The following is a 15,336-nucleotide window of genomic DNA, read 5'->3' on the forward strand; positions in this document are numbered from 1 at the left end:
GAACAAGGGGCGGAGGTTGAACCGGCTGTCGGTCATGGCGCTGTCGGTTGATTGGTGAGCAGGTCTGCCAGGCAGTCGATCACGCGTTCGATGTCTGCATCGGTCAGTGACAGATGGAAGGGCAAACCCAGCAGGCGCTCGGTCAGCAGGTCGACTACCGGCAGCGGACCGGCCGCGCAGGCCTGGAAAGCCGGGTGGCCGTGCAGGGGAGGGCAATACCAGCGGCGGGTTTCGATGTCTTCGCCGAGCAGGCGCAATTGAATGTCCACCCCGCGAAAGCCGGGCGGCAGTAACACGAGCATCAGGCTGTACACGCCGTCCGCAGGTTTGACTTGAAGTTTCAGCGCGGGAATTTTTTCAAGCAGGCGTGTGGCGTAGCGCTGATGCAGATTGCGCCGTGTGTCGGCGACGGTCGGCCAGTTGTCCAGCGCGGCCAGGGCAACGGCGGCGTGGTATTCGCTCATCTTGCCGTTCTCGCCCGCATCGAACACCAGGCCGCCGCTCTGGGCGTCGATGCCGAAATTGCTGAGTGCGCGCATGCTCTGGCCGTACGCGTGGTGGCGGGCGGCGACGAAACCGCCTTCGCCGCCGCCCAGCGCCTTGGTGGCGTGCAGGCTGAAGGCGACTTTGGTGGTCAGGCCGACCTGTTGATTGCCCCAGGCGCCTGCGGCGTCCACCACCACCGGGATGCCGGTTTCGGCGGTGAACAGGTCCCAGCCCGCGACATCCTGAGGGCAACCATACGTCGCGACAGGCATCACTGCGTCAAACGGCGTTTCAGCGAGTGCCGCACGTGCTATCGCGGGTGTCAGCAGCCAGCTGTTGGGATCTACATCACTGATCAGCGGGGTCAGCCCCGCACGGATAATGGCGGTGGCGGTGGCGACGAAAGTCAGCCCCGGCACGAGCACCCGGCCAGCCTTGCGCAGCCTCAACGCTTCGAGGGCGATTTGCAGTGCACAGGTGCCATTGGCCATTGACACTACGTGCACCTTTGTCGGCTCGCGACTGAATGAGCGCGAGAGCCGATCTTCGAGTTCGCAGACCAGCGGGCCGAAGTTGGTGTACCAGCGGTTTTCATCGATCTGCTGCCAGTACGGAAGAATCTGCTCGACCTTCGGCATCTCTGGCACTAACAACTTGATGATATTTTTCATGGTGCCCGCGACTGTCAATTAAATATCGTTTCCTACGATTGGAAAGGGGCAAAGCAGGAACTGTACCAATCGGATTTATGGCGCCCTCGCGGCACGACGCAAAAAGCCAATGCTGAGTGCATTGGCTTTTTTGATAACCGTGGGATTAAAGTTATGGGTAATCGCGTCGACATAAACGTTACTGAAATCTTTCCGCTGTCGCCTGTTACGAGGTAGAACCATGAATCCCATGAGAGCCCTTCGCCAATACCAGAAGGTCAATTCCCATGCTCAGATCTCTGAAGCCAGTCCGCACCGTCTGGTGCAGATGCTGATGGAGGGTGGGCTTGACCGCATGGCTCAGGCCAAGGGTGCGCTGGCGCGTGGCGACATCGCCCAAAAGGGGCTGATGCTCGGCAAGGCGGTGGATATCATCATCGGCTTGCGCGACGGTCTGGACGCTGAAAAAAGCGAAGACCCGGCGTATGTCCAGCAACTGGAAAGTCTGTATGCCTACATGACCAACCGTCTGATGGAAGCCAACCTGCACAACGACCCCGAGATGATCGACGAAGTTGCGCGCTTGATGATTACCGTCAAGCAAGGCTGGGATGGTATCGCTACCCCACAAGGCGCCGCACAGTAAGGCCACCGGCCTTGAGGAATACGTCATGAGTCATGCACTGCAACGCATTGATGAAACCCGTGAGGCGCTGGTGGGCGCGCTGGCGGACCGTAACTGGGAGGCTATCGGCGAACTCGACCTGGGCTGCCGCGATGTGATCGACCAGGTGCTCAGCGAAGCGCCGGTCAATGAGGATGCGTTGCGTGAAAAACTGGAAAGCCTGCTGGCGGTGTATCAGCAGTTGCTCGAGGTGACGACGGGGGAGCGGCAGGCGATTTTCGAAGAGATGTCGCAGATCAACCAGGCGAAAAACGCGTCAAAGGTCTACCATCTGTTTGGTTGAACAGAGTCGGCTAACCCTGATGCGCGTCATAAATTTGACTGCGCAGGTTTTTTTGACTTAACTAGTGTTGTTTTCAGATTTCAGACGTCTACAAGGTAATAAGTCCTACAGGCGTCTTGATTGCCCTCACACTGGGGCAGGAAGTTTTACTAGGGAAGTTGCTATTGCATGTGGCGTGAAACCAAAATTCTGCTGATTGATGACGATAGCGTTCGCCGCCGCGATTTGGCGGTGATTTTGAATTTTCTTGGCGAAGAAAATCTGCCCTGTGGCAGCCATGATTGGCAGCAGGCGGTCAGCTCATTGTCATCGAGCCGTGAAGTCATCTGTGTGCTGATCGGGACGGTAAATGCTCCTGGCGCAGTTTTGGGCCTGTTAAAGACACTGTCGACCTGGGATGAGTTCCTTCCGGTGTTGCTGATGGGCGATATTTCTTCGGTCGAGTTGCCCGAAGACCAGCGCCGCCGCGTGTTGTCCACCCTGGAAATGCCGCCCAGCTACAGCAAATTGCTCGATTCCCTGCACCGTGCCCAGGTCTATCGCGAGATGTACGACCAGGCCCGCGAGCGCGGCCGTCACCGCGAACCCAATCTGTTCCGCAGCCTGGTCGGCACCAGCCGCGCGATCCAGCACGTGCGCCAGATGATGCAGCAAGTGGCCGATACCGACGCCAGCGTGCTGATTCTGGGCGAGTCCGGCACCGGCAAGGAAGTGGTCGCGCGCAACCTGCACTATCATTCCAAGCGGCGCGACGGGCCCTTTGTACCCGTCAATTGCGGGGCGATCCCTGCAGAGTTGCTCGAAAGCGAACTGTTCGGCCACGAGAAGGGCGCCTTCACCGGTGCCATCACCAGCCGTGCCGGGCGCTTCGAGCTGGCCAATGGCGGCACCCTGTTCCTCGACGAAATCGGCGACATGCCGCTGCCGATGCAGGTCAAGCTGTTGCGCGTGTTGCAGGAGCGCACCTTCGAACGTGTGGGCAGCAACAAGACCCAGAGCGTCGACGTGCGCATCATCGCGGCCACCCACAAAAACCTCGAAAGCATGATCGAGGTCGGCAGCTTCCGCGAAGACCTGTACTACCGCCTCAACGTATTCCCCATCGAGATGGCTCCGCTGCGCGAGCGCGTGGAAGACATCCCGTTGTTGATGAACGAATTGATCTCGCGCATGGAACATGAAAAACGCGGCTCGATCCGTTTCAACTCGGCCGCGATCATGTCCCTGTGCCGTCACGGCTGGCCGGGCAACGTCCGTGAGCTGGCCAACCTGGTGGAGCGCATGGCGATCATGCATCCCTACGGTGTGATCGGTGTGGTCGAGTTGCCGAAGAAATTCCGCTACGTCGACGATGAAGACGAGCAGATGGTCGACAGCCTGCGCAGTGACATGGAGGAGCGAGTGGCCATCAACGGCCATGCTCAGGACTTCGGTTCCACCGCGATGCTGCCGCCCGAAGGTCTTGACCTGAAAGACTACCTCGGCAACCTGGAACAAGGCCTGATCCAACAGGCGCTTGACGACGCCAACGGCATCGTCGCCCGCGCCGCAGAGCGACTGCGCATCCGTCGGACCACCCTGGTGGAGAAGATGCGCAAGTACGGAATGAGCCGTCGGGAAGGTGATGAACAGGCAGATGATTGACGCCTGTTTTTCAACTGACTGAAAAGTAAGCTTATTTTTTTAGGCACGGGTATTGCTACAGCTCTCGCAACGTTCCGTTTAACTGACGGTCAGCCAGCGAGAGAGCATCATGCCCCACGCCGCCCAGCTATCCTCGGCCCCTGCCATCCAGGGGCTGGTTCCGCCTGTAGAGTCGCCGATCCGCCAGGGTCTTGAGCAGGCGTTCTCCCAGTTCAACCAGATGTCGAGCCAACTGACCGATTCCTACAGCCTGCTGGAAGCCCGGGTTTCCGAGCTCAAGGGCGAGTTGGCGGTGGTCAGCGCCCAGCGGATGCAAGAGCTGGCCGAGAAAGAGCGTCTGGCCAATCGTCTGCAAAACCTGCTCTCGCTGTTACCCGGGGGCGTCATCGTGATTGACGATCAGGGCCGCGTGCGCGAGGCCAACCCGGCCGCCTGCGACATGCTCGGCCTGCCGCTCGAAGGCGAGCTGTGGCGTGAAGTCATTGCTCGCTGCTTTGCGCCGCGTGAAGACGACGGTCATGAAATCTCTCTCAAGGACGGACGCCGCCTGTCCATCGCCACCCGTTCTCTTGACGCCGAGCCCGGTCAACTGGTGCTGCTCAACGACCTGACGGAAACCCGGCACCTGCAAGACCAGTTGGCACGCCATGAACGGTTGTCGTCGTTGGGCCGTATGGTCGCTTCTCTGGCGCACCAGATCCGCACGCCGCTGTCGGCCGCGCTGATCTACGCCAGTCATTTGACTGACGAGCAATTGCCCGCCGCCACCCACCAGCGTTTTGCCGGACGCCTCAAAGAGCGCCTGCATGAGCTGGAGCATCAGGTGCGCGACATGCTGGTGTTTGCCCGTGGCGAATTACCGCTGACCGACCGCGTCACCCCGGCGGCGCTGATGCAGGCGTTGCAGGCCGCCGCTGCCACTCATATCCAGGACGTGCAAGTGCGCTGGCAGTGCGACAGCCACCTCGGTGAGCTGCTGTGCAACCGCGACACCCTGGTGGGCGCGCTGCTCAATCTTATCGAAAACGCCACCCAGGCCAGCGGCCCTGGCGCACGCCTGAAGATTCACTTGTACAGCCGTGAGCAAACCCTGCGCCTGTGCATCAGCGACAGCGGCAGCGGCATTGACCCGCTGGTGCTGCAGCGTCTGGGCGAACCGTTTTTCACCACCAAGACCAACGGCACGGGCCTGGGCCTCACCGTGGTCAAGGCCGTGGCGCGTGCCCATCAGGGAGAATTGCTGCTGCATTCCCGGCTGGGGCGCGGCACCTGTGCATTGATGACCTTGCCGCTGTTTACCAGCGCGGCAGGCACGGAGTAAGGACATGGCTATCAAGGTTCTGTTGGTGGAAGACGATCGCGCCCTGCGTGAAGCATTGGCTGACACGCTGCTGCTGGCGGGCCATGACTACTGTGCGGTCGGTTCCGCTGAAGACGCCTTGGCAGCCGTGGGGCAGGAGGCGTTCAGCCTGGTAGTCAGCGACGTGAACATGCCCGGCATGGACGGTCACCAATTGCTCGGCCTGCTGCGCGCGCGCCACCCGCAACTGCCGGTGCTGCTGATGACCGCCCACGGTGCCGTCGAGCGCGCGGTGGATGCCATGCGCCAGGGCGCTGCGGATTATCTGGTCAAGCCATTCGAGCCCAAGGCGCTTATAGAGCTGGTTGCCCGGCACGCCCTTGGCGTTATTTCCAATCCCGACGGCGAGGGCCCAATTGCCTTCGAACCGGCCAGCGCCCAATTGCTGGAGCTGGCGGCCCGTGTGGCGCGCAGCGATTCCACCGTGCTGATTTCCGGCGAGTCCGGCACCGGCAAGGAAGTGCTGGCGCGCTACATCCACCAGCAATCGAGCCGCGCCAAACAACCGTTTATCGCGATCAACTGCGCAGCGATCCCTGACAACATGCTCGAGGCCACCTTGTTCGGCCATGAAAAGGGCTCGTTCACCGGTGCCATCGCGGCCCAGGCCGGCAAGTTCGAGCAAGCGGACGGCGGCACCATCCTGCTCGATGAAATCTCGGAAATGCCCCTGGGCCTGCAAGCCAAGCTGCTGCGGGTATTGCAGGAGCGTGAAGTAGAGCGGGTAGGCGCGCGCAAGCCGATCCAGCTGGACATTCGCGTGGTCGCCACCACCAACCGCGACCTGGCGGGCGAAGTGGCGGCGGGGCGCTTTCGCGAAGACCTGTTCTACCGGTTGTCGGTGTTCCCCCTGGCCTGGCGCCCGTTGCGCGAGCGCCCGGCGGACATCATCCCGCTGGCCGAGCGCCTGTTGCGCAACCACGTCAAAAAAATGAAGCACGCCCAGGCACGGCTGTCGGCCGAGGCCCAGGCCTGCCTGATCGGCTACCCGTGGCCGGGTAACGTGCGCGAACTGGACAATGCGATCCAGCGCGCGTTGATCCTGCAGCAGGGCGGCCTGATCCAGCCGCAGGACTTCTGCCTGGCCACCGGCACAGGCGCGGCGCCGTTGCCGAGCCTGGCACCGGCGCCCGTGGTCGCCGAAGCTGAATCGGCCGGCGCACTGGGCGACGACCTGCGTCGCCGCGAATTCCAGATGATCATCGACACCCTGCGTGCCGAGCGCGGCCGCCGCAAAGAGGCCGCCGAGCGCCTGGGCATCAGCCCGCGTACCCTGCGCTACAAGCTGGCACAGATGCGCGACGCCGGCATGGACGTCGAAGCCTACCTCTTCGCCACCTGAGTCAACCCTCCACAGGTTTGCTCGGCTCCTGTGGCAAGCAGGCTTGTCCCAATGCCGTTCAATAAAGCTCAGATTCTCCGTGGCGAGCGGGCTTGCCCCGCGTTGGGGTGCGAAGCGCCCCCAATCCAGCAAAACGCGGTGTACCTGATGCTGCTCAGCGCCTGGTTTTGGGGCTGCTGCGCAGCCCAACGCAGGACAAGCCTGCTCGCCACAGGTCTGTAGTCGTCGTTAGTGGCTGTGTGGAATATAGTCCGACCAGCTTTGTCGCCTTTTCTTACGAGTTGCTGCAGAGCTGGCACCCTTGTTGCACCTACCCCTGATAACTGCTGCGTAGTGTCAAAAATTTGCGGGTTGTCGGAGAGAGAAGGTCATGAGCCAGGGTATTGAGTTCAATCGGTTGATGTTGGATATGCGCTCCATGCAAATGGACGCCATGGCCCGGCCGAAATCCGTCGCACCCGTGCCGGAATTGGGCCAAAGCAATTTTGCCGACATGCTCGGTCAGGCCATCAACAAGGTCAGCGACACCCAGCAAGCCTCCAGCCAGTTGGCCACCGCGTTCGAGATCGGCAAAAGCGGCGTGGACCTCACCGATGTGATGGTCGCCTCGCAAAAAGCCAGCGTTTCCTTTCAAGCCTTGACCCAAGTGCGTAACAAAGTGGTTCAGGCTTACCAAGACATCATGCAGATGCCGGTTTAAGGGCGAGAGTTAAGTCATGGCAGAAGCAGTCACCGATAACGTACCCGCCAAGGCAGGTGGCAAGCCGCCGCTGTTTGGCCTGTCGTTCCTGGAAAACCTCTCGGAAATGACCATGCTGCGTCAGGTAGGCCTGATGGTCGGCCTGGCAGCGAGCGTGGCGATTGGTTTTGCCGTGGTGCTGTGGTCGCAGCAACCCGATTACCGTCCGTTGTACGGCAGCCTGGCGGGCATGGATTCCAAGCAGATCATGGAAACCCTCGCCGCCGCCGACATCGCCTATACAGTAGAGCCCAACTCCGGCGCCCTGCTGGTCAAGGCCGATGACGTGGCCCGTGCCCGCATGAAGCTGGCCGCCGCTGGCGTGACGCCGTCCGACAGCAATATCGGTTTTGAAATCCTCGACAAGGACCAGGGCCTGGGCACCAGCCAGTTCATGGAAGCCACCCGCTACCGTCGTGGCCTGGAAGGCGAACTGGCACGCACGATCTCCAGCCTGAACAACGTCAAGGGCGCCCGTGTGCACCTGGCGATTCCGAAAAGCTCGGTGTTCGTGCGCGATGAGCGCAAGCCCAGCGCCTCGGTATTGGTCGAGCTGTTTTCCGGCCGCTCCCTGGAGCCTGGCCAGGTACTGGCGATCGTCAACCTGGTGGCCACCAGCGTTCCCGAATTGAGCAAGTCGCAAATCACCGTGGTCGACCAGAAGGGCAACCTCTTGTCCGACATGGCCGAAAACTCTGCGCTGACCCAGGCCGGCAAGCAGTTCGACTACAGTCGCCGCATGGAAAGCATGCTCACCCAGCGGGTTCATAACATCCTGCAACCGGTGCTGGGCAACGACCGCTACAAGGCCGAAGTGTCCGCCGATGTTGACTTCAGCGCCGTCGAGTCGACCTCGGAGCAGTTCAACCCGGACCAGCCCGCGCTGCGCAGCGAGCAATCGACCAGCGAACAACGTACCGCCAGCAGTGGCCCGCAAGGTGTGCCGGGTGCCCTGAGCAACCAGCCACCGACGCCGGCCACTGCCCCGCAAACCACCGGTGGCGCCGCCGCGACGGCGGGCGCCATTGCCGCCGGGCAGCCGCTGCTCGACGCCAACGGCCAACAGATCATGGACCCGGCCACCGGCCAGCCGATGCTTGCGCCATACCCGGCGGACAAGCGTAACCAGTCCACCAAGAACTTCGAGCTTGACCGTTCCATCAGCCATACCAAGCAGCAGCAGGGCCGCATCAATCGCCTGTCGGTGTCGGTGGTGGTCGATGACCAGGTCAAGGTCAACGCCGCCGATGGCGCCGTGACCCGTGCGCCGTGGACCGCCGACGAATTGGCGCGCTTCACCCGCCTGGTGCAGGACGCCGTCGGTTTCGACGCCAGCCGTGGCGACAGCGTCAGCGTGATCAACATGCCGTTCTCTGCCGAGCGTGGCGAAGTCATCGCTGAAGCGGCGTTCTACACCCAGCCGTGGTTCTGGGACATCGTCAAGCAAGTGCTGGGGGTGTTGTTCATCCTGGTGCTGGTGTTCGGTGTGCTGCGTCCGGTGCTCAATAACATCACCGGCAACGGCAAGAAGCAACTGGCCCTGGCCGGTGGCGACGTCGAGTTGGGTGGCATGGGCGGTCTGGACGGCGAACTGGCCAACGACCGCGTCAGCCTCGGCGGCCCGCAAAGCATCCTGTTGCCCAGCCCGAGCGAAGGCTATGACGCTCAGCTGAACGCAATCAAGAGTCTGGTAGCAGAAGACCCGGGCCGTGTGGCCCAGGTCGTGAAAGAGTGGATCAACGCAGATGAGTGATAATCGAGCCGCTGTTGCCAAGCTCTCCCGAGTCGACAAAGCCGCCGTGCTGCTGCTGTCGCTGGGGGAAACCGACGCCGCCCAGGTGCTGCGTCACATGGGGCCCAAAGAGGTCCAGCGCGTGGGCGTGGCCATGGCGCAGATGCGCAATGTGCACCGTGAGCAAGTCGAGCAGGTGATGAGCGAGTTCGTCGAGATTGTCGGCGACCAGACCAGCCTGGGCGTCGGCTCCGACAGCTACATCCGCAAGATGCTCACCTCGGCGCTGGGCGAAGACAAGGCCAACGGCCTGATCGACCGCATCCTGCTCGGTGGCAACACCAGCGGCCTGGACAGCCTCAAGTGGATGGAACCGCGCGCGGTGGCCGACGTGATCCGCTACGAACACCCGCAGATCCAGGCCATCGTCGTCGCGTACCTGGACCCGGACCAGGCCGGCGAAGTGCTCGGTCACTTCGACCATAAGGTGCGCCTGGATATCATCCTGCGCGTGTCGTCGCTGAACACCGTGCAACCGGCGGCCCTCAAAGAACTCAACACGATTCTGGAGAAGCAGTTCTCCGGCAATTCGAATGCCTCGCGCACCACCCTGGGTGGCATCAAGCGCGCGGCCGATATCATGAACTTCCTCGACAGTTCGGTCGAAGGCCAGTTGATGGACTCTATCCGCGAGATCGACGATACCCTGTCCGGCCAGATCGAAGACCTGATGTTCGTGTTCAACAACCTCTCCGATGTCGACGACCGTGGCATTCAGGCGTTGCTGCGCGAGGTGTCCTCGGACGTACTGGTGCTGGCGCTCAAGGGCTCCGACGAGAACGTCAAGGAGAAGATCTTCAAGAATATGTCCAAGCGCGCGTCCGAACTGCTGCGCGACGACCTGGAAGCCAAGGGTCCGGTACGCGTCAGCGACGTCGAAACCGCGCAGAAGGAAATCCTCACGATTGCCCGCCGTATGGCCGAAGCCGGAGAAATCGTTCTCGGCGGGAAGGGCGGCGAAGAAATGATTTAAGGCGCTGCCCATGTCGAGCAAAGATGAAACGCCCAGCGACCTGATTCGCGCGCGGGACGTGGGCGGGTTCGACATCTGGTCGTTGCCCAGCTTCGACCCGCACGTGCCGGAGCCCGAACCCGAGCCGGTGGTGCAAACCCCGGTGGAGATGGAGGAAGTGCCGCTGGATGAAGTCCAGCCGCTGACCCTCGATGAGTTGGAGGCCATCCGCCAGGAGGCCTACAACGAAGGCTTCGCGGCGGGCGAAAAGGACGGCTTTCGCAGCACCACCCTCAAGGTGCGCCAGGAGGCCGAGGTGGCATTGGGTGTCAAGCTCGCCAGCCTGGAGCGCCTGATGGACGGGCTGTTCGAACCGATCGCCGGGCAGGATGCGCAGATCGAAAAATCGATGGTCGCACTGGTGCAGCACATCACGCGTCAAGTGATCCAGCGCGAACTGGTGCTGGACTCCAGCCAGATTGAAGGCGTCATGCGCGAAGCGCTCAAATTGCTGCCTCTGGGCGTCGGCAACGTGCGGCTGTACATCAATCCGCAGGACTTCGAGCAGGTCAAAGCCTTGCGCGAGCGCCATGAAGAAACCTGGCGCATCGTCGAGGACGCCGCGCTGCAGCCCGGTGGCTGCCGGGTCGAGACCGAACACAGCCGCATCGATGCCACGGTGGAAACCCGCATCAGCCAGATCATGGCCAAGTTGCTCGACCAGCAGCACGAACAGGCCATGAACCCGGGCGAACCCGATATCAATATCGACCTGGACCGCCCGGATGCGCCTTGATCGCACCAGCTTCGCCAAGCGCCTGGGCGGTTACGCCGAGGCCACGCAGTTGCCCGGCCAGCCGATTCTGGAAGGGCGCCTGCTGCGCATGGTCGGCCTGACCCTCGAAGCCGAAGGCCTGCGCGCCGCCATGGGCAGCCGTTGCCTGGTGATCAACGACGACAGCTACCACCCGGTGCAGGTCGAAGCCGAAGTGATGGGCTTCTCCGGCAGCAAGGTATTCCTGATGCCGGTCGGCAGCGTTGCCGGCATTGCCCCTGGTGCCCGCGTGGTGCCGCTGGCTGACACCGGCCGCCTGCCCATGGGCATGAGCATGCTCGGCCGCGTGCTCGACGGCGCCGGTCGTCCGCTCGACGGCAAGGGTGGCATGAAGGCCGAGGACTGGGTGCCGATGGACGGTCCCACGATCAACCCGCTCAATCGCAACCCCATCAGCCAGCCACTCGACGTGGGCATTCGCAGCATCAACGGATTATTGACGGTTGGCCGCGGCCAGCGTCTGGGCCTGTTTGCCGGTACCGGCGTGGGTAAATCGGTGCTGCTGGGCATGATGACGCGCTTCACCGAGGCCGACATCATCGTGGTGGGGCTGATCGGTGAACGTGGCCGCGAGGTCAAGGAGTTCATCGAGCACAGCCTTGGCCTGGAAGGCCTCAAGCGTTCGGTGGTGGTGGCATCGCCTGCCGATGATGCGCCGCTGATGCGCTTGCGCGCGGCCATGTACTGCACGCGCATCGCCGAATATTTTCGCGACAAGGGCAAGAACGTGCTGTTGCTGATGGACTCGCTCACGCGTTTCGCCCAGGCCCAGCGGGAAATCGCCCTGGCCATCGGCGAGCCGCCAGCGACCAAGGGTTATCCGCCGTCCGTATTCGCCAAGTTGCCCAAACTGGTGGAGCGCGCCGGTAATGCCGAGGCGGGCGGGGGCTCGATCACAGCGTTCTACACGGTATTGTCCGAAGGCGATGACCAGCAGGACCCGATTGCCGACTCGGCGCGGGGCGTGCTCGACGGCCATATCGTGCTGTCCCGGCGTCTGGCCGAGGAAGGGCACTATCCGGCCATTGATATCGAAGCCTCCATCAGCCGGGTAATGCCGTCGGTGGTGACGCCGGAGCACATGGCCCGGGCCCAGCAGTTCAAGCAACTGTGGTCGCGCTATCAACAAAGCCGCGACCTGATCAGCGTGGGGGCCTACGTGGCCGGCGGTGACCGCGAGACCGACCTTGCGATTGCCCTGCAACCGCAACTGGTGACCTACCTGCGCCAGGGCCTCAACGACAACATCAGCATGGGCGAAAGCGAGGCTCACTTGCAGTCGATTTTCGCCCCCGCGCCGGGCGGCTAAGCCATGGCCAACTCGCGTTCTGCGCGCCTTGCGCCGGTGGTGGAGATGGCCGAAAAGGCCGAAAAAGCTGCGGTGCAGCGTCTGGGGTATTTTCAGGGGCAGGTCCGCCTGGCCGAAAGCAAGCTGGGCGACCTTGAACGCTTTCGCGGCGAGTACCAGCAGCAGTGGATCGACCGTGGCAGCAAGGGCGTGTCCGGCCAGTGGCTGATGGGGTACCAGGGTTTTCTCAACCAGCTGGAAACCGCCGTCGGCCAGCAGCGCCAGAGCCTGGCCTGGCACCAGAACAACCTCGACAAGGCGCGCGAAAGTTGGCAGGCCGCCTATGCCCGGGTCGAGGGCCTGCGCAAGCTGGTACAGCGTTACATCGACGAAGCGCGCGCGCTGGAAGACAAGCGCGAGCAGAAGCTGCTCGATGAGCTGTCGCAACGTCTGCCTCGCCAGTCCCCGTTCTGAATGTGGGAGGGGCTCTCGTGCAATTGATTTGCTGTGTTGCTCGGATTCCTTTGAGCTGCTAAACCTGTGTCACATTGCCAATGACAAGGAAGCAGTAAATGTCAGTCGAAAAAAAAGTATCCATGGACGGGAAGACGTTGACGATCGTGATCAAGGGCCGCTTCGATTTCAGCAGCCACCAGGATTTTCGCAACGTCTATGAAGACGTTTACCCCAAGCCCGAGACGGTCGTGGTGGACTTGAAGGAAACCACCTACATGGACAGCTCGGCCCTGGGCATGCTTCTGTTGCTGCGCGACCATGCGGGGGGCGACAAGGCCTATATCCGTGTGGTCAACAGCAGTTCCGACGTGCGCAAGATCCTCGCCATTTCCAACTTCGACAAACTGTTCGATATCGAATGAGTGTCCAGGCCCCCGTGCTTGAGGCGCTGACGATTCTCATCGCCGAAGACAGCGCCGCCGACCTGCTGTTGCTGTCGACCATCGTGCGGCGACAGGGGCATCAGGTGCTCACCGCCACCAACGGCGCTGAAGCGGTCGAGGTGTTCACCCGTGAACGCCCGCACCTGGTATTGATGGATGCGCTGATGCCGGTAATGGACGGTTTCGAGGCAGCGCGGCGCATCAAGCAACTGGCGGGGGAAGCGCTGGTGCCGCTGATCTTCCTCACCTCCCTGCGCGAAAGCGAAGCCCTGGCACAGTGCCTGGATGCCGGCGGCGACGACTTTTTGGCCAAACCCTACAACCCGGTGATCCTCGCGGCCAAGATCAACGCCATGGACCGTCTGCGTCGCCTGCAGGCCACGGTATTGCAGCAGCGCGACCTGATCGCCAAGCATCATGAATACCTGCTGCACGAGCAGCGGGTGGCCAAGGCGGTGTTCGACAAGGTCGCCCATTCGGGCTGCATCAACGCGGCGCCGAACATCCGTTACCTGCAATCGCCCTATGCGCTGTTCAACGGCGACCTGCTGCTGGCGGCCTACACGCCGTCGGGTGACATGCACGTGCTGCTCGGCGACTTCACCGGCCATGGCTTGCCTGCTGCGGTGGGCGCCATGCCGCTGGCTGAAGTGTTCTACGGCATGACCGCCAAGGGCTATGGCCTGGCTCAGACCTTGCGCGAGATGAACGCCAAGCTCAAACGCATCCTGCCGGCGGACATGTTCTGCTGCGCCACGCTGCTGTGCCTGAGCACCCAGCGGCGAGCGGTGGAGGTGTGGAATGGCGGCATGCCCGAGGGCTATGTGCACGAGGTCGCCACGGGCAAGCGCACGCCGTTGATGTCACGGCATTTGCCCCTGGGCGTGCTGTCGGCGGAGCAGTTTGACGACCGCACCGAGGTCTGGCCGATGGCCTTGGGCGACCGTGTGTTTTTGCTGTCCGATGGCGTGCTCGACACCGCCGACACCAACGAACAATTATTTGGTGCCGAGCGCTTGCTGCAGGTGTTTGCCGCCAATCGCGAACCGAACCGCCTGTTCGAAGACATCGAGCAGGCGCTGGCGGCATTTCGCGGCGAGGTGCGCGATGATGTGAGCATGGTGGAAATCACCCTGCAGGCTGGCCAGTCGCTGCGCGCGACCGGGCCTTTGTATGCCGACAGCGGCCAGTCGTGTCCGCTGGACTGGTCGGTGAGTTTCGAGTTTCGCGCCGACACGCTCAAGCGTTACAACCCGTTGCCCTACCTGCTGCAACTGCTGCTGGAAATCCACGGCCTGCGCGAGCAGAGCGGGGCGCTCTACAGCGTGATGGCCGAGCTGTATTCCAATGCGCTGGAACATGGCGTGCTGGGGCTGGACTCGCGGCTCAAGCGCGATGCCGAGGGGTTTGCGCAGTATTACCGTCTGCGCAACGAGCGGTTGGCGCAACTGGACACGGGATTTGTGCGCGTGCATGTGCAGGTGGTGCCCACTGATACCGGCGGCACCCTGAGCTTGCGCGTTGAGGACAGTGGTCAGGGCTTTGACGTGGAGCAGATACTGGCGCGGCCGCTGGATATCGACCGTCTGTCTGGCCGGGGGCTCAGCCTGGTGCGTCAATTGAGCAGCACTGTAGGCTGGTCGGATGGCGGGCGCAGTGTGTGCGTGGAGTTTTGCTGGGGGGCTCTGGCATAATCCGGCGATTCTTGATCAAGGAGCGAGCAAGTGGTTGATGTTCATATGGACCCGCAGGTGTTGGCGGGTTTGCAGGAGGTGATGGAGGGGGAGTATCCGCAGTTGCTGGATACCTTTTTGCATGACTCTGAAGAGCGGGTGAAGGCGCTGCACAAGGCGGGTGGTGATACGCAGGCGTTGCGGCAGATTGCGCACAGTTTCAAGGGGAGCAGCGGGAACCTGGGAGCGGTGCAGTTGGCCTTGTTGTGTCAGGAATTGGAGATGGCGTCGGCGGGGGATATTGGCGGATTGGTGGATCAGATTGACCGCGAGTTTGCTCTGGTTCGGGCCATGTATAAGCGGGAGCTACAGCGGGTTTTTGCGGGGTGATTGGGTTCCGCCCTTACGGCGGAGGCGATCATTCTTGGCCCGGCTGAAGGGGCTCCCCGATTAAAAGCAAGAGTGCGGCGGCCTTGGAGCCGACCGGGATTGTTTGCCTCCCACATTTGAATCTCCATTTGTCTGATGGATATCACACCGCTTTTGATCTGCGTTGCTCCGGCTCTTGAGCTCAGGCGACCGAGAGTGTCAGATTTTTTGTGTTCGGGCCGGTTACGGCCTGCCGTCAGGCAGGCCCTATCTTTACCAGGTCGGCCTGATAAATCGATCTCCGTACAGAATCGCAAATTGATTCATTGCGTTCTTCCA

15 protein-coding genes are annotated in these 15,336 nt (G+C 62.0%); 14 read left to right on the top strand and 1 reads right to left on the bottom strand.

Translation table 11 applies throughout. From position 1 onward, the window contains the following. Positions 1–32: 32 nt before the first annotated feature. Positions 33–1,157 (bottom strand): DegT/DnrJ/EryC1/StrS family aminotransferase, encoded by a 1,125-nt coding sequence (locus TU75_RS10005; RefSeq protein ID WP_003230952.1) that lies wholly within the window; start codon positions 1,155–1,157, stop codon positions 33–35. 220 nt (positions 1,158–1,377) lie between these two features. On the opposite strand from TU75_RS10005, the gene fliS reads away from it, so the two are divergent. The 14 genes from fliS (at position 1,378) to TU75_RS10075 (ending at position 15,018) form a co-directional block, all read left to right on the top strand. Next, positions 1,378–1,782 carry a flagellar export chaperone FliS gene (fliS, locus tag TU75_RS10010; RefSeq protein ID WP_003230953.1) on the top strand — a complete coding sequence of 135 codons (405 nt, stop codon included), beginning with the start codon at positions 1,378–1,380 and terminating at the stop codon, positions 1,780–1,782. Positions 1,783–1,807: 25 nt separating this feature from the next. Further along, positions 1,808–2,104, top strand: coding sequence for a flagellar protein FliT (gene fliT / locus TU75_RS10015; RefSeq protein ID WP_003230955.1), 297 nt, complete (start codon positions 1,808–1,810; stop codon positions 2,102–2,104). Between the two features lie 168 nt (positions 2,105–2,272). Continuing rightward, positions 2,273–3,748 carry a sigma-54 dependent transcriptional regulator gene (locus TU75_RS10020; protein WP_060548825.1) on the top strand — a complete coding sequence of 492 codons (1,476 nt, stop codon included), beginning with the start codon at positions 2,273–2,275 and terminating at the stop codon, positions 3,746–3,748. 109 nt (positions 3,749–3,857) lie between these two features. Then, the gene (locus TU75_RS10025; protein ID WP_003230959.1) at positions 3,858–5,069 is read left to right on the top strand and encodes a sensor histidine kinase; all 1,212 of its coding nucleotides are present in this window, start codon (positions 3,858–3,860) and stop codon (positions 5,067–5,069) included. A 4-nt stretch (positions 5,070–5,073) separates the two neighbouring features. Continuing rightward, on the top strand, positions 5,074–6,450 hold the full coding sequence (locus TU75_RS10030; RefSeq protein ID WP_060548826.1) for a sigma-54-dependent transcriptional regulator: 1,377 nt from the start codon (positions 5,074–5,076) through the stop codon (positions 6,448–6,450). A 370-nt stretch (positions 6,451–6,820) separates the two neighbouring features. Further along, positions 6,821–7,150, top strand: a complete 330-nt coding sequence (gene fliE / locus TU75_RS10035; RefSeq protein ID WP_003230964.1) for a flagellar hook-basal body complex protein FliE — start codon at positions 6,821–6,823, stop codon at positions 7,148–7,150. Positions 7,151–7,166: 16 nt separating this feature from the next. Then, positions 7,167–8,942, top strand: a complete 1,776-nt coding sequence (gene fliF / locus TU75_RS10040) for a flagellar basal-body MS-ring/collar protein FliF (RefSeq protein WP_003230965.1) — start codon at positions 7,167–7,169, stop codon at positions 8,940–8,942. Then, on the top strand, positions 8,935–9,954 hold the full coding sequence (gene fliG / locus TU75_RS10045) for a flagellar motor switch protein FliG (protein ID WP_003230967.1): 1,020 nt from the start codon (positions 8,935–8,937) through the stop codon (positions 9,952–9,954). Before fliF ends, fliG begins: the two co-directional genes overlap by 8 nt. 10 nt (positions 9,955–9,964) lie before the next feature. After that, positions 9,965–10,729 (top strand): flagellar assembly protein FliH, encoded by a 765-nt coding sequence (gene fliH / locus TU75_RS10050; RefSeq protein ID WP_060548827.1) that lies wholly within the window; start codon positions 9,965–9,967, stop codon positions 10,727–10,729. After that, on the top strand, positions 10,719–12,077 hold the full coding sequence (fliI, locus tag TU75_RS10055; protein ID WP_003230971.1) for a flagellar protein export ATPase FliI: 1,359 nt from the start codon (positions 10,719–10,721) through the stop codon (positions 12,075–12,077). The genes fliH and fliI overlap by 11 nt, the downstream gene beginning before the upstream one ends. Before the next feature lie 3 nt (positions 12,078–12,080). Further along, positions 12,081–12,530, top strand: coding sequence for a flagellar export protein FliJ (gene fliJ / locus TU75_RS10060; RefSeq protein ID WP_003230974.1), 450 nt, complete (start codon positions 12,081–12,083; stop codon positions 12,528–12,530). A gap of 98 nt (positions 12,531–12,628) precedes the next feature. Then, on the top strand, positions 12,629–12,934 hold the full coding sequence (locus TU75_RS10065) for an STAS domain-containing protein (RefSeq protein WP_003230976.1): 306 nt from the start codon (positions 12,629–12,631) through the stop codon (positions 12,932–12,934). Further along, a complete protein-coding gene (locus TU75_RS10070) occupies positions 12,931–14,649 on the top strand; it encodes an ATP-binding SpoIIE family protein phosphatase (RefSeq protein ID WP_060548828.1) in 1,719 nt (572 codons plus the stop codon). Before TU75_RS10065 ends, TU75_RS10070 begins: the two co-directional genes overlap by 4 nt. A gap of 30 nt (positions 14,650–14,679) precedes the next feature. Further along, entirely contained in the window at positions 14,680–15,018 is a 339-nt protein-coding gene (locus tag TU75_RS10075) for an Hpt domain-containing protein (protein ID WP_060548829.1), read from the top strand. The last annotated feature ends 318 nt before the right edge of the window (positions 15,019–15,336 follow it).

It is taken from the genome of Pseudomonas poae, assembly GCF_001439785.1.
Taxonomy (GTDB): Bacteria; Pseudomonadota; Gammaproteobacteria; order Pseudomonadales; family Pseudomonadaceae; genus Aquipseudomonas; species Aquipseudomonas poae.